The 14660-nt window shown below is 42.3% G+C and carries 16 protein-coding genes and 1 tRNA gene; 9 read left to right on the plus strand and 8 right to left on the minus strand.

The window, feature by feature from the left end; all coding sequences use genetic code 11:
- The first annotated feature begins 17 nt into the window (after nt 1-17).
- Complete coding sequence (locus tag NYE70_RS08430; protein ID WP_341045663.1) at nt 18-1019, plus strand: hypothetical protein; 1002 nt, start codon at nt 18-20, stop codon at nt 1017-1019.
- A gap of 351 nt (nt 1020-1370) precedes the next feature.
- Here the strand turns inward: NYE70_RS08430 and NYE70_RS08435 are convergent, their stop codons facing one another.
- Both NYE70_RS08435 and NYE70_RS08440 read right to left on the minus strand, forming a co-directional pair.
- Nucleotides 1371-2933, minus strand: a complete 1563-nt coding sequence (locus tag NYE70_RS08435; RefSeq protein ID WP_341045664.1) for an ATP-binding protein — start codon at nt 2931-2933, stop codon at nt 1371-1373.
- Nucleotides 2934-3123: 190 nt separating this feature from the next.
- Nucleotides 3124-4332, minus strand: a complete 1209-nt coding sequence (locus NYE70_RS08440) for a hypothetical protein (RefSeq protein WP_341045665.1) — start codon at nt 4330-4332, stop codon at nt 3124-3126.
- Nucleotides 4333-4565: 233 nt separating this feature from the next.
- Between NYE70_RS08440 and NYE70_RS08445 the strand changes: the two genes are divergently transcribed.
- Nucleotides 4566-5678 carry a site-specific integrase gene (locus NYE70_RS08445; protein ID WP_341045666.1) on the plus strand — a complete coding sequence of 371 codons (1113 nt, stop codon included), beginning with the start codon at nt 4566-4568 and terminating at the stop codon, nt 5676-5678.
- Between the two features lie 108 nt (nt 5679-5786).
- Here NYE70_RS08445 and NYE70_RS08450 read toward each other — a convergent pair.
- A tRNA-Val gene (locus tag NYE70_RS08450) sits at nt 5787-5859 on the minus strand.
- Nucleotides 5860-6034: 175 nt separating this feature from the next.
- Here NYE70_RS08450 and NYE70_RS08455 point away from each other — a divergent pair.
- The 3 genes from NYE70_RS08455 to NYE70_RS08465 all read left to right on the plus strand — a co-directional run bounded on the left by NYE70_RS08455 (nt 6035) and on the right by NYE70_RS08465 (nt 7612).
- A complete protein-coding gene (locus NYE70_RS08455) occupies nt 6035-6805 on the plus strand; it encodes a polysaccharide deacetylase family protein (RefSeq protein WP_341045667.1) in 771 nt (256 codons plus the stop codon).
- Between the two features lie 129 nt (nt 6806-6934).
- Complete coding sequence (locus NYE70_RS08460) at nt 6935-7300, plus strand: YidH family protein (protein WP_341045668.1); 366 nt, start codon at nt 6935-6937, stop codon at nt 7298-7300.
- A 108-nt stretch (nt 7301-7408) separates the two neighbouring features.
- Nucleotides 7409-7612, plus strand: a complete 204-nt coding sequence (locus NYE70_RS08465) for a hypothetical protein (RefSeq protein WP_341045669.1) — start codon at nt 7409-7411, stop codon at nt 7610-7612.
- 48 nt (nt 7613-7660) lie between these two features.
- Here NYE70_RS08465 and NYE70_RS08470 read toward each other — a convergent pair whose 3' ends face one another.
- Nucleotides 7661-8413 carry a glucose 1-dehydrogenase gene (locus NYE70_RS08470; RefSeq protein ID WP_341045670.1) on the minus strand — a complete coding sequence of 251 codons (753 nt, stop codon included), beginning with the start codon at nt 8411-8413 and terminating at the stop codon, nt 7661-7663.
- A gap of 230 nt (nt 8414-8643) precedes the next feature.
- On the opposite strand from NYE70_RS08470, the gene NYE70_RS08475 reads away from it, so the two are divergent.
- Nucleotides 8644-9183, plus strand: coding sequence for a DoxX family membrane protein (locus tag NYE70_RS08475; RefSeq protein ID WP_213653883.1), 540 nt, complete (start codon nt 8644-8646; stop codon nt 9181-9183).
- A gap of 88 nt (nt 9184-9271) precedes the next feature.
- Here the strand turns inward: NYE70_RS08475 and NYE70_RS08480 are convergent, their stop codons facing one another.
- Together NYE70_RS08480 and NYE70_RS08485 are read right to left on the minus strand one after the other, a co-directional pair.
- Complete coding sequence (locus NYE70_RS08480) at nt 9272-9883, minus strand: phosphatase PAP2 family protein (RefSeq protein WP_341045672.1); 612 nt, start codon at nt 9881-9883, stop codon at nt 9272-9274.
- A 51-nt stretch (nt 9884-9934) separates the two neighbouring features.
- Nucleotides 9935-10636, minus strand: a complete 702-nt coding sequence (locus NYE70_RS08485; RefSeq protein WP_341045673.1) for a PIG-L deacetylase family protein — start codon at nt 10634-10636, stop codon at nt 9935-9937.
- A 121-nt stretch (nt 10637-10757) separates the two neighbouring features.
- Between NYE70_RS08485 and trhO the strand changes: the two genes are divergently transcribed.
- On the plus strand, nt 10758-11651 hold the full coding sequence (trhO, locus tag NYE70_RS08490) for an oxygen-dependent tRNA uridine(34) hydroxylase TrhO (RefSeq protein WP_211019748.1): 894 nt from the start codon (nt 10758-10760) through the stop codon (nt 11649-11651).
- A gap of 27 nt (nt 11652-11678) precedes the next feature.
- Nucleotides 11679-12308, plus strand: a complete 630-nt coding sequence (locus NYE70_RS08495) for a helix-turn-helix transcriptional regulator (RefSeq protein WP_341045675.1) — start codon at nt 11679-11681, stop codon at nt 12306-12308.
- 80 nt (nt 12309-12388) lie between these two features.
- Here NYE70_RS08495 and NYE70_RS08500 read toward each other — a convergent pair whose 3' ends face one another.
- The gene (locus NYE70_RS08500; protein WP_341047550.1) at nt 12389-12637 is read right to left on the minus strand and encodes a DUF1450 domain-containing protein; all 249 of its coding nucleotides are present in this window, start codon (nt 12635-12637) and stop codon (nt 12389-12391) included.
- Nucleotides 12638-12832: 195 nt separating this feature from the next.
- On the opposite strand from NYE70_RS08500, the gene NYE70_RS08505 reads away from it, so the two are divergent.
- Nucleotides 12833-13450, plus strand: coding sequence for a superoxide dismutase (locus NYE70_RS08505; RefSeq protein ID WP_211019750.1), 618 nt, complete (start codon nt 12833-12835; stop codon nt 13448-13450).
- 75 nt (nt 13451-13525) lie between these two features.
- Here NYE70_RS08505 and NYE70_RS08510 read toward each other — a convergent pair whose 3' ends face one another.
- A complete protein-coding gene (locus tag NYE70_RS08510) occupies nt 13526-14554 on the minus strand; it encodes a LacI family DNA-binding transcriptional regulator (protein ID WP_341045676.1) in 1029 nt (342 codons plus the stop codon).
- Nucleotides 14555-14660: the final 106 nt, after the last annotated feature.

Raw genomic sequence — 14660 nt, forward strand, 5'->3', positions numbered from 1 at the left:
AGGGGGAAACTATTCAAATGCTATTTAATGTAGAACAATATGCCAAGAGAGCAATCAATGATTTTGCTGTTACCAAGGGGTACACACGTACCCTTAACGCTGTTATTTTGTGTGACAGTTTTTATAAACACCTTCCTTTGATACAAATTATCTTTAATGCAGCTTCGACTCAAAAAGCTGAGGTTATAAGATTAAATAAGCGGATTCTGCGCAAAGCGTTAGGAAAATGCACAGAGAAGAGTGTAGATAATCATGTTCAAGAATTGATGAAGCTAGGTTTAATTGATCATTATGAGAAAACTAAAGGAGTGAACGGTGAGTTCATCTTTTTACTTAATAAATCAATAGATAAGAATCCTTATCTTTTACTCTCAGAAGCTGAGAATTTTGTAATGACAACTTATAAACCTATCAAAGAATCAACAATAGACAGATTTGATTCCATAATTAAGAATATTTCTGAAGAGAAAGGTGATGAGTTTGTTGAGATGATAAAAAGTACATCCGATATAAATCATGTGCTCAATGAATATGTGACTGTGATTATAAATAAATGTCAACAAGAGGGCATTGTCTTTATGCCAGAGAAAAGAAAATACAAAAGTACTCCGTTGTCTAAAGGTTCTTCTACTGCGGAGAGTACAATAAAAGAAATTGCTAATTGGAAACTCGAAGATTTCACGACTTATTATATAAATAAGTATGAGGAACTGACAGGCCAACCTCATACCGCTACTAGACAAGTTGTTGAAAACGAACTGTACAAAGTCTATAAATACTGGGATAATCGACAACAAGTCAAAGAGCACATTGACACATTTTTTAATATTTACACTAAAGATAAAGGGTATGATCCAAAAGCATTTCTCATAGGAAATGATGAGAATATTTATCAAGTGTATTCATACTTAAACAAAAGTGGATCTAATAAACAACAAGACTCTGAAGATTCTAATACTATAAATGAGGTCTGCGTTACAGCCCCAAAATCTCAACTTATTAGATCACTACCCTTTTAAATATACTTTTGGGACTGCTTTTACTTTTAGAAGCAGTTTTCTTTTTTTTAGAAAATTTAATCTATAACAAAGAAAATAATTTCTAGATAATTGAAAAAAATTCCACATAAATCACAGTTTTATACAGATGTTATCTACTGAGAAATCTCTATAACAAATAAATAAACAAAATAAAACAAATGTTTTAACTTCCGCCCTCGGCGGAGATTACTCATAAAATTAAATTAGGTGGGATTAATACCCCACCCGGTATCGAATACATATTTATATATTGACTGTTTATTAGTGACTCTCATTAGCTCCGTATAAATTTTGGCTTAACTTATGTACGTACACTAAATGTAAATATCATTATTCTTTTCGCCATCTTTTTATTACTTCTGAGAAAACAACATCTTTCCAAGACGTTTGCCATTCTTTATGGAAATTTATACTTTGGGATTTTGGCTCTGGATCTGGCTTGTCGAGTTGGACAATTGTTGGCATTAATACTGCATCCCCTACCACTAAACACTCGCCTGGAGATAAGTTTGGTAATACGTCTGCAATTGCGCTAGAATTTTCGGGCATTAATTTTTTTACAAAAGTTTGATCGGTATGATTTGTTAGTCTAAGCGATACGAAGTTATTGCATTGTGCAAAAATTGTTTCTGAAACCTCGGAAGGACGTTGACTAACAACCATTATGCTTAGGCCGTATTTTCTACCCTCTTTTGCTATACGTTCAATAGATTTTTTAGATGAGTTGTACTCAGCGCCTCCTAATCTAGGAACATAATTATGTGCTTCCTCACAAACAATTAGAACTGGAACATCATTTAGTTCATTGTTGTTATGTTTTAGCTTAGAATAATGAAAACAGAAATCAAATACTAACCTCGAAACCAGACTAACGGTAATGCTGAGCACCTCGAATGGGATACCACTTAAATCGACAATAGTTACGTTAGCTTTATTTAAATAACCCAAAAACTGCTTAAGGATGTTTTCAAAATCATTTGTTTGAAACGGTGTGTTATCACTTTTCAAAGGTTCTAGAAGGAACGATAATCTTTTATCTGCAAGTTTAGTTTCTAACCTTGAGATAAATCTATTAAATTCCCCATTAAATGGTCCATTACTAGCTTTGGATTCCTTAGACTGTGATGGTTGGATGAATTCATGGATCTTATCGAAATAATGATCTAATCGATTTCTTACTAATGTTCCATCAGCTAACTTTGGGCAGTTTTCATTCTCAATTTTACTAATCACTTCCTTATTTACATTTTCAATGTAGTAATATACTTCTTTGATGCTAAAGTAAACAGGAGTATCGTATGTAATCTCAGATACAGTCGAATTATACTTTTGTTTATTCAAGATCACAGCTTGTTTGAATTGTGAGACCTGGTTATGGGAGTTACTTTCATTACTCTCAATAAATATAGACTCTAACTCTTCGGAGTTCATCAACCAGTAGGGTAACTTAAGTTCATCTATAGTTAGATTATTTAAATTGAAGTTTTGTTGTGAATCTAATGAAAAGGCTGAAGCGTATTCAGAATGTATATCAAAGATAATTATATGAGAATTCTTCTGTTCTTGGATATTTGTATTAGTACTCCGGCTTATCCCTACTGCATCTTGAAGTATTTTTGCAACTGTACATGATTTTCCTGCTCCTGTAGATCCCACAACTGCAATATGTTTACCAAAAAACTTATCTCCGTTTATTTTCAATTCAATATTTTTATTTTGAGAAAGAACGCCAAATGGAAAGTGAAATTCGTCATCAGATTTAAAGATTCTATCCAATGTTCCAGTATCAACTATATATACAGGCTCTGTGGGTACAGGCAACGAAAGGCTTCCCCGCTGAAACTTGCCATCAATTAAGCAACCAATAGGTTGGCTTTCAATGATGAATTTCAACCCAGCTGTAATCTCATAATTAACAGCTTTTAGATTTTGAATAATTGATATTACAAAATTGCGATTACCATCAGATATTTACAAATACTTCCCAATCTGCAGATGTTCTTTATTTTCTTCTAGTGTTGATAGACTCTCTACAGAAATAATGATTGAATTAGGAGCACTTGAAAGTACTTTACCGATGACATTACTCATAAGTATCACTCATCCCTAGAACGAATTTTATTTGATTAATGTTATTAAGTCCTATTTTCTCTATGTTTATATCTCTTTGGTCAAGATCAATCAAATCTTTATCCCCAAACAAAAAGAAGTCTTGGCATTTATTTTCATTTAATAAGTCTTCATTACTGTTATAACGTAAAAGTCGTATTGAAAATTCTATTTGGACTGACTTTCCAATTTTACTTCGAATAGGTTCAATAAAAAGTTTGTTTTTATCAAAGTATTGATCAGTAATAAACCCATCGTTAAATTTGATACCTTTTTTATAGAGCCTGATACGTATATCATTGTATGAATCTACTGAACAATCTAACAGGAATAATGGAGTTTTATCATGAAGATCTTTAAAATGATATTTCTCTATATATTCAGAAATAAAAGTAACGATACATTCTTGAAAATCTTCTAACTCACATTCATTTATGTAAAAATACCTTAACCTTGAATTTTTACTTAAATTCGTATGTAGTTGTTTTCTTCTTTGTTTAACAATTTGTTCAAACGATTTAAGAGCCCTAGTCCATCTGGTAACTGCTGTCTTTTTTATTTTGGATAAATGTTGTAGTAATATTTTCTTAGTAATTTTTCTATCTGATTCGTTATGTTTAATACTTAATTCAGATATGACTTGAATAGCATTTGGATATATTAGAGTCTCAATGTCGTCTGGTGCGATCCCGTTTTGCTCAAACGATGTGTAGACACTATCAATTAATTCATCCAAAGTAGGACCAAATTCAAAAACGAACTTGGTTAGAAATAAATCTATATCTACTTTACCCTTCAATTTCTGAGTATACTTTTGTAGTTTTTGATTATTAGAATCCAAGATTGTTACTATCTCTTCTTTAGTTATGGTTCTATGGCTGCCTGTTAATTCAGAAGGGAAGTGAGTAAATAGTCTATATTCAATATTAGATGCATTGTTATCGAAGTGATGTTCGATCATTTGTAATATTGGTTTATAAATAGTGCTTAAATTAAATTGTTCTTGTCCCTCATGATACTTACATTGAATAGCTTTTAAATCGTCCTGATCGGATACCTCTATATCTTCTATGATACCTTCAACAGTGATTTCAGCATCTTCATTTGCTTGTAAGATTTCAAGCAAGGTCTTATTAAATTGATAGAGAAAACCAGAAATTGTATAGTCCGCTGATCGACTCACGACACCCTCCTTTGACACCTCTCAACATTTTACCATATTTTTCAACATAAGTGACAGAGTTATCATCAATAAAATATGATTGGAACCACAACTATATCAATATCCAAAACGATAGGGAGGATGAAGAGGTTTTAGTACAAAGTGACTTAGTTGACAACCGATCTTTATTGTCCTAACGTGTTCTTAGAAGCGAAACCTCTCAAGCATATTCATAAGTTGCGGAGGGGACAACAATGTCAATTAGAAAAGATAAAAAGACAAACACATGGTTTTATGTTTTAGAAATGGGTAAAGACGATAACGGAAAGAGGAAACAACAGTTTAGACGAGGCTTCAAAACCAAAAAAGAGGCTGAGGAGGCATACAATAAGGTCAAGTACGAGATGAAATCAGGTACTTATCTAGACGCTTCTAAGATGCTGTACAAGGACTTTTTAGACGATTGGTTAAGTACTAAGCAACACTCGTTGGAAGCCCACACAATCGAAATATATAAGGGATACATTAAGAATTATTTAATACCCGAATTGGGTAATATCCCTTTGGCTAAGCTGTCTGCAATACACATCGAGCGGTTTATTTCGGTTTTGAAGAGTAAAGGTCTGGCACACTCAACAATAGAGCGCATTTACTCTGTGTTGAATACCTCCCTTAACAATGCTTATAAGAAAGAAATGGTAATAAAAAATGTAGCATCCTTAATTGATAAACCAAAAGTACCAAAGAATGAACTAATTGTCTGGGATGTGGATCAAGCCCAAGCATTCTTAAAAACAGTTCAGCAAAGTGATTCGAGGTTTTATGTCGCATTTCATTTAGCTATTATGACTGGAATGAGACAAGGTGAGATTCTCGGACTGCGTTGGTCTGATATTGATTTTGATAATCAAAATTTGGTGGTTTGTCAAACGCTTAGTCATAACGGTAAATCGTTTAAGCAAGGCGGAAAAACAAAGAGTAGTACTCGGTCAATTGCAATTGACGAGAAGACAACTTTAGTTTTGAAGAAGCATCGAACACGGATTTTATCAGAGAAACTTAATGTAGGAGAACACTATAAAGATCTGAATTTGGTTGTCTGTACTAGCAAAGGGACTCCTGTTACACCAAGAAATCTTTCTAGAACATGGTATACGTTCTTAAAGAAAGCCGATCTACCTCAGATTAGATTCCACGATTTACGTCATACTCATGCATCTTTATTACTAAAGATCGGACAGCATCCAAAAGTTGTTCAAGAGAGACTGGGACACTCAACAATTAAAATGACATTAGATACGTACTCCCATCTCCTGCCGAACATGCAGGAAGACGCTGCAAAAGAACTTGGGAAGCTGATTCTATAGGGTATGTGATCAAAATGTGAGCATTTGACTTAAATGAGTTATCCCGCTCCGAATAAGTGAACTTATAAACAGCAAAAAAGCCCTTAATAATCAAGGACTTTTTCGGTATGATCTGTAGTGGGCTCGAACCACTGACCCCCACCCTGTCAAGATGGTGCTCTCCCAGCTGAGCTAACAGATCAGATATATAGTGAAGACAAAATTTATCTTATCAGGGCGGGGAGCGGATGTCAAACCTTTTTTACCGCTATCTTGGATAAAATCACCCCCGTGAAGCAAAATAAAGAAATCTTGAGGATGGCCGCATCCAGCTGTGTTGGATGACAACATGTTCTGTAATGGAGGAAAATGTATCAATGTTTAAAAAACGAACTGTGCTCGCCCTCGTTATTGCCTTGTCCGCAGTTTCGTCTCCGCTGCAGGCTAAAGCCGCTCCCTACCCCGCTACTCAGATGAAAGACCGCAGCTATTATGAGGAGCGGGGCGACATTGTCTGGGAGGTGCCGACCGAAGAGAAATATATGGCCCTGACTTTTGACGATGGCCCCGACCCCCAGCAAACTTTAAAAATCATGGAAGTTCTGAAGCAATACGAAGCTAAAGCGACCTTCTTCCTGGTCGGCGACCGGGTGGAGCGATACCCCGAAGTTGTCCGTCAGGAGTTGCAGGAAGGGCACGAAATCGCCAATCATTCTTTCCGCCACCCCTCCTTTCAGGGCCTGCCCGGTAATGTTATGGAAGATGAACTCATCAAGACCCAAGACGCCATCTATAAGGCAACGGGGCAAAAGCCGGTGCTCTTCCGGCCACCTGGAGGCTACTATAATGAAAAGATCATTCATCTTTCCAAGGAACATCATTTACAGATGGTGCTATGGTCTTGGCATCAGGATACGAATGATTGGAGATCCCCCGGTGTCGCGCGGATCGCGAACAAGGTGCTGAACAATGCTAGGAACGGCGATATTATTTTGATGCATGATTTTGTCTATAACAGCAATCAAACCACAGAAGCATTAAAAATCATTCTCCCCGAGCTAAAAAAACGCGGATACTCATTCGTTACAATCTCGGAATTGCTTTCACACAAGGTTGCGCCGAAGAACCATATCAAGGTCAGCCATTAATGCCTTAACAGGCTCACATGAAATTCATTGATGGAGAAGGCACCCCCTTCTCCATTTCCATGCCAACCGTTCATAAGGAGAACATGACGGAGAATATGGTTAATGTATAGGTGACAAAGGAGGGATAGCATGGAAGATCAATCTTCTGCCGAAAATCGCTTTGTTCAGCAACACTTGGCGAATGAGCGGACTTTCCTCGCTTGGATCCGTACGAGCATCTCCATCATCGGTATAGGTTTTCTGGCCGCCGGGCTTGTTTTTAACTCTACCTATAGCGGAATCGCCAGGCTGTTCTCCATTATAACGGGCATGGGTTCCCTTATATTCGGAACGTCGATCATTATTGCAGCGACCCTGGAGTACCGGCTCAAACGGGGACAAATCAACCGGAATATCTTCCGGTCTTCTTATATTATCGTAAGCCTCATGCTTATTTTGATGCTGATCATATTTGGCCTGCTCTTTTTCCTGATGTATTTTCTACTGTTTGCGTAAACGAAGCTCCATTGATTCAAGGCTCACTCTGGGGGTTATCGGTTTACATAGAAGTGGAAGGCTGCGCACACCCTAAGATGAGGATTTTTCGGAAAGGAAGAGGATGCTATGAGTAAGGAAAAAGATAAGTTTGAAGGTCTGGACCGCGGTCCAGGCGTAAACCCGATCCCCGTCCCGGACAATTCCGTGTCCTCCACAGATATGCTGGCGGAGGTAGTCGACGTCTTACTGAATAATCCGAAGGAAAATCAACAAGACAAGAATCAACGACAGGAACAAGCGGATGTATCAAACCGGACTGCGGATAAATGAAAAATAGAGCCCGGCGCAAATCCTGCGCCGGGCTTCTATCATATTGATTCAATGTGCGGTCCAACCGCCGTCAGCCGTAAGCACGGCTCCGTTTATGAAGCTGGCCTCATTGGATGCCAGGAACAGTGCGGCATAGGCGATTTCTTCCGCTTCGCCCATAGGAGCGTTTCCGGCCCGCCCGATAGCCTCCATGCCAAGCTGATTCGGCGCGGTAATCGTTCCGCTGATGGCCGTGTTCACGCCGCCCGGAGCTATGGCATTCGCGCGAATTCCTTTCGTACCGTATACGGCAGCCGTATTTTTCGTAAGACCGATCAAACCGTGTTTAGAAGCCACATAAGCTGCACCGCCTCTTGCTCCAAACAGTCCGCCGACGGAGGCATTGTTGACGATGACACCCTTCCCTTTGTCCAACATAATCCGGATTGCTGCGCGCGAAGCGTACATCGGCCCATTGAGATTGACTCCAAGGACTCGTTCCCAGTGTTCGTTCGTGATTTCTCCGACCGGGATAAAGTTGTCCATGATTCCCGCATTGTTGACCAAAATATCTATAGTGCCATAAGCATCCACAGTCCGGTCTATCAATTGCTGCACATCGGATTCCTTGGCCATATTGGCCATGACCCCTAATACCTCGCCTCCAGCCTCCTTTATGGAAGCCGTAACTTCATTAATTCGTTCCTCATTGACATCCGACGCTACCACCATGGCTCCCTCTTTGGCAAACAATTCCGCAATTGCTCTTCCCATACCGGAACCCGCACCGGTCACGATCGCCACTTTGTTGGACAGTCTCATCTAGGCTTACCTCCCGTTTGGTGTTTTTGATCATATGTTAAATATAGCCAACTACCGTAAAACAATCCAAAATTTAAACTTTCAATTCAATGTTAAATCAAATTAAAATACTAAAATTTTTATAATTGTGATTTAAATCACATATCATGTGAAAATAATCACTTATACTTAAGACATCAAAGATGATCATCCAAAAAACAAACAAATACAAATCACAAGGAGTGGTAATTATGTTTAACAATTTCCTCAGAACTAACAAATACGCAATGTGGTTTTTAACCGTACTTCGGATATACCTTGGATACCAATGGATCACAGCCGGTTGGCACAAAATCACAGGCGGATTCGACGCCGCGGGCTTCCTGAATGGAGCGATCGCTAACAGTACCGGAGAACACGCAGCCGTTCAAGGATGGTGGGCCACATTCCTGCAACATGTAGCACTTCCTAACGTAGACATCTTCAACGTTATGGTTCCTTACGGTGAATTCTTGGTAGGCCTGGGCCTGTTGCTCGGAACATTCACTACTTTCGCAGCCTTGATGGGACTGGTCATGAACGCAGCCTTCCTATTCTCGGGTACAGTAAGCACCAACGCACAAATGCTCTTGCTTGAAGTACTTATCGTCGTAGCTGCCGCCAACGCCGGAAAAATCGGTCTTGACCGTTATGTTCTCCCTTACCTCCGTGGGTTATTCCACAAAAAAGAAACTGCTAATCCCGTAATCCCGGCACCAAAACAAGGGATGAAAGTAAAACATACGGCATAACGCCTCAGTCCACATAAACAATACAAAAAGCCAGGGATCCTAGTCCCTGGCTTTTTTATTGCCTATTTTAGTCGAAGGCAGATTCCCTTCACTTCATACTGTCAGAGCTGCTTCGCCATCCCTTATAGCATAGAGCTGCGATACAACCTCCCGCCAGAAAGCCGCCGACAATGTCGCTGGTGTAATGCACGCCTAAATACAACCTGCTTAGTCCAATCAACAGGATAATCACAAACACCGCTACTCCGCAGACTCGAATCCATCTTCTACCGGATCGCAGCAGAATCAGGCCGATCAATCCGTAAAAAGCGATCGAAACCATAGCGTTTCCGCTCGGAAAGCTGAACCCGTCCGGTTCCACCAGGCTATCCCATAGCTGGGGTCTCTCCCGATGATACAGTACTTTTAAACCTTTATTGACGAGCCAGCCGGCTGCGAGGCTGACCGTCAGCCAGATGGCTGTCCGCCACCGCCGGAGGAGCAGCGTAATGATCAGCACAAAGGCAAGAACAACTATATAACCCGTTGTAGAACCCAGTTCCGACATCGCTTTTATTGCCGGATTTAAACTCTCCGTCCTGAGACCAAAGAAAAAATCACCGATCCCCCGGTCGATCGAATGTAAACCTTCTATATGTATACCGAGTCCAAGCAAAATAAAACAGATAGCCATTAATCCGGCCGCAAGCCAAATTTTCACCTAGTACTTCCTCCCTCATGTTAACGCCTAGCTTATTGCACATAACTTTCTCTAATTCAGGTCATCAAAAATCGTGCGCTCCGCTTTAACCGGAAAATGAACTCCCCGCTCCCACGCCAACTCAAATGCTTCAACCTGTTGGCTTGGCGGAACGTCCGGCCCAAGTTTACCAAATACCCGCTCAATGCTGAGAATTTGCGATTCATGAGCCGCCAGCGCCCAGCGCTTGACATCCCAGTTTCCGTTCTCCGCAATTTTGATGACGCTCGAGGAATTCGTTGCGAATGAGCTCAATTGGTTATAGTACAATTTTTGTACCGAGGGAGCCTGCACTCCGAATACGACATCATTCACGGCATGATGAATCACGATATGATCCGCGTGGCCGGAAATGCCGTCCTCCGGGAAAGTAACGACCACATCCGCCTCGTGGCGCCGCAAAAAGTCGGCGATCAGCTCCCGCAACGCGGCCGGATCCGCTTCCTTCAGCTTCCCGTCCCCCATCCCCGCCTGCTCCAACGTAGTTATGCCCAGAATTTCAACCGCCTTATCCAGCTCGATATCCCGCTTTGCCGCCAATTCTTCACGCGTCATTTCGCCTAAACGTCCGGTCTTTCCGGCATCTCCCCGGGTCGCCGTAAACAAGACCGGAAGGTCGCCTCCATCGGCGATTTCCCGGATCAGATAAGAACAGCCGAATGTCTCGTCATCGGGATGCGCATAAATGAAGGCCACGGTTCTGTTTTTTTTCATCTTTAATTTCCTCCTTTAATCTTCTGTGCAATATTTACTATACTTACTATACTTTAATATTGACTAAGTTGATAAAATTCACTACAATTCAGTAGAATCTAATATAGACGGGTGATCTAACATGAGTCAACATGCATATCGCATTTTGTTATTTTATAAATTCACGCCGATCGCTTCCCCGGAAACTTTCACGGCGGAGCATCTGCAGTATTGCAAGGATTTAGGCCTGAAAGGCCGAATTCTCATCGCTTCCGAAGGAATTAACGGCACCGTCTCCGGTACGATCGAGCAAACGGAGCGTTATATGGCCGATCTTCGCGCCATGCCGGAGTTTAAAGATATCGTGTTCAAGATTGATGAATCCGAAGGCCATGCGTTCAAGAAAATGTTCGTCCGCCATAAGCAGGAGCTGGTTACCTTCCGGTACGAGCACGAATTGGATCCGAATACGCTGAGCGGCAAACGCTTGTCTCCGACTCAGTTCTACGAGCAGCTTCAAGATGAAGATGTGATCGTGATCGACGGAAGAAATGATTACGAATTCGACATCGGCCATTTCCGCGGAGCGATCCGTCCCGAAGTGGAGTCTTTCCGGGAATTCCCTCAGTGGATCCGCGAAAACTTGAGCGAGCATAAAGACAAGAAGATTTTGACTTACTGCACGGGCGGCATCCGCTGCGAAAAACTGACCGGCTTCTTGCTCAAAGAAGGATTTGAGGACGTTGCCCAGCTGGAAGGTGGAATTGTTACCTACGGGAAGGATCCCGAGGTTCAAGGTCGGTTGTTTGACGGTAAATGCTACGTGTTCGACGAACGTATTTCCGTTCCCATCAACCAAACGGATGAAGATATCGTTATTGCCAGCTGCCATCACTGCGGGGTTACACATGATCGTTATATCAACTGTCCAGTATGTAACCTCCAATATGTATGCTGTGAAGATTGCGAAGATGAGCATCAGGGCTTCTGCTCCGACGCGTGCATGGAAGCCGTGCAGGCTGTTAAGCACGGCTGATCTTGCGCCCCGAGAGGAGTGTATGTCTTGAATCAACCAAAGGATTTGTCTACCCGCGACCGGATATTGCAAATGATGAAAACCTCCGGTCCCCTCAGCACCAAAGAAATCACAGGACAGCTCGGCATTACGGAAATGGCGGTCCGCCGCCATCTGGGAACGATGGAGCGCGACGGTCTGATCGAGTCGAAGATGGTGCGTCAGACACTTGGCCGACCTACCGCCGTATACGGGCTGACCGAACTGGCTGAAGGGTTGTTTCCTAAAAAGTATCATACCCTGACACTGGATCTGCTTGATGAATTGGAACAGGAGTACGGCGAAGAAACTGTAAATCGCCTGTTTGACCGTCGTAAAGATAAGCTTAACCGGCAGTACGAAGCCGATATGCAGGGTAAAGACCTCTTGGAGAAAGTCCGAAGGCTGGCGGAGATCCAAAACGAAAACGGGTATATGACAGAATGCGAAACCCAGGAAAACGGCCATTTCGTTCTCATGGAGCACAACTGTCCCATTTCCCAGATTGCAAACCGTTATAACCACGCTTGCGAATGCGAGCTCAAGCTGTTCGAATCGCTATTGGATGCCAAAGTAGAGCGCACGGAATGCCTGGCACAGGAAGGTCGTAAATGCGTCTATGTAATTAAGCCGTCATAAAATGAAATCCCTACAAAAAACAACCTCCGATCATCCGCAACAGCGGCTTCGGAGGTTGTTTTGTATATCTGTATTTTCGTTTATATATTATGAAATGCCTTTAACTCTTCCTCGATCGATTGCCTGATCAGCGCAATGCATTCTTCGGTTGTCTTGGCGAATACCTTATTCCCGTTGACCATTGCGTAAGGTCTAAGTTTACACAAGCCGCATAAATTCATACAGTCCGACCGCAGCACGGCGATCTCCGGATATTCTTCCTCCAGATCCTCCAGCTCCAACGCGCTCATCAGATTGCTGTCGCACACTTCCACGACAACGATGCCCATACTCAATTTTCATTCACCTCAAACTGAAATTATCTATATCCGATGACTCATTATGATAAAACAAGCTCCGTTTGTCAATGCATGACATGATTTAACATACTTAATATACATTTATGTTGACTAAGCCGTAATGGATAATTATAATAGGGAGTGTTCAAAATAACTTTTACATATCTATGGAGAGGATGATAAACAATGGCACATCAATTACCAGCACTTCCTTATGCAAACAACGCACTTGAACCGCATATCGACGAACAAACTATGATGATTCACCATGACCGTCACCATAATACTTACGTAACGAACCTGAATGCGGCGCTTGAATCCGCACCTGAGCTTCAATCGAAATCCGTAGAGGAACTGATCGCCGATCTGGACAGCGTACCAGAAAGCATCCGTACAGCAGTCCGCAACAACGGCGGCGGCCATGCAAACCACTCCCTGTTCTGGGAAACGATCGGACCAAACGGCGGCGGCCAACCGTCCGGTAAGCTTGCTGACGCCATCAACAGCGAACTCGGCGGCTTTGACAAATTCAAAGAAGATTTCTCGAAAGCAGCTACGACTCGTTTCGGTAGCGGCTGGGCATTCCTTGCGGTAGACGCTGCAGGCAAATTGTCCGTATACAGCTTGCCGAACCAAGACTCCCCGATCATGGAAGGCAAAACGCCAATCCTTGGCCTCGACGTTTGGGAGCATGCTTACTATTTGAAATATCAAAACAAACGTCCAGATTACATCGCTGCCTTCTTCAACGTAGTCAACTGGTCTGAAGTTGAGAAACGTTATGAAGCTGCTTTGAACAAATAATATTGACGTAAACAAGAAGACGGTTGGTCCGGGTATTATGCCCGTGTCCAACCGCCTTTTATATTTCCGCCCCTTTCAATGAACCGGCCCTTGTACGGAATTGCCGAGAACTAAGGTTGGCCGCACATACTGATGGATCGCATCCCGGGATGTCCCGGACAGCGACAATAGCAAGTTTGCCGCGGCATCGCACATTTCCTCTTTTTCTACCCGCATTGTGGTCATTTTGAGGCCGCCCTCTTCCTCATATTTGAGATCATCGAAACCGACAATGGATATGTCGGCAGGGACATGAAGTCCTCTCTTCCTCATCTGTCTCGCGAGTAAATACGCAATCCGGTCGTTGCCGCAGAAGAATGCGCCCGGTTTCTTTTCCAGCCCGTCCAGAAACATCCCGATCTCCTGCTCCGTGTAATCAAAACCCGGTGAAGATGTCAAAATAAAACGTTCACTGATGATAAGCCCATTATCTTGCATCGCCTTCCAGTATCCGAACCAACGCTCCTCATGGCTGGTCGTCAAATTGGTCGGCCCGATAAATCCGATCTCCCTGTGGCCGGCCTGAATCAGGACCGATACCGCCTCATAAGCCCCCTCGATATTCGCCGAGGCAACTACCGGACAAGGAAGATCCCGATGGTAAGAATCAAGCATAACCAATGGGGTGTCCAGTTCCCAAACGGTCCTGGCGTATCCCCTGTCCACGATTCCAAATAAAATAATACCGTGATAGGAAATTTCAGCGCAATGCCGTGGCAGCTCAAGCCGGGACTCCATATCCCGGTCGACGGGCGCAATCACCGCGTTCAGTCCTTTTTTACGGATGCTTCGTTCCAAGCCCCAGATCATATCATGGTAAAACTGAAAATGATCGTTATCCTGGTAACTCATAATTCGCTCGGGAACCAGCACCAGAATATTCCCGCTCTCGGGTGGCTTATCCGAATATGAACCATAACCCATCTCCCGGGCCGTTTGCAGCACCCGGTTACGCATCTCCTCGCTGACGCCTTTCTTGTTCAACAGGGCCAGCGATACTGCATTTTTCGATATTTCCAGGTGATTGGCGATATCTTGCATGGATACTTTCTTTTTACGGCCCATGTTCTTTTCAATCCTTCCGAAACATGATAAACTATGCTCAATATTACTTTACAAATTTAAGTTTTGTCAAGTTTGTCAAGTAACGAAACTAAACTAGTACCGTACA

Source organism: Paenibacillus sp. FSL R5-0407 (assembly GCF_038009185.1).
Lineage (GTDB): Bacteria > Bacillota > Bacilli > Paenibacillales > Paenibacillaceae > Fontibacillus > Fontibacillus vini.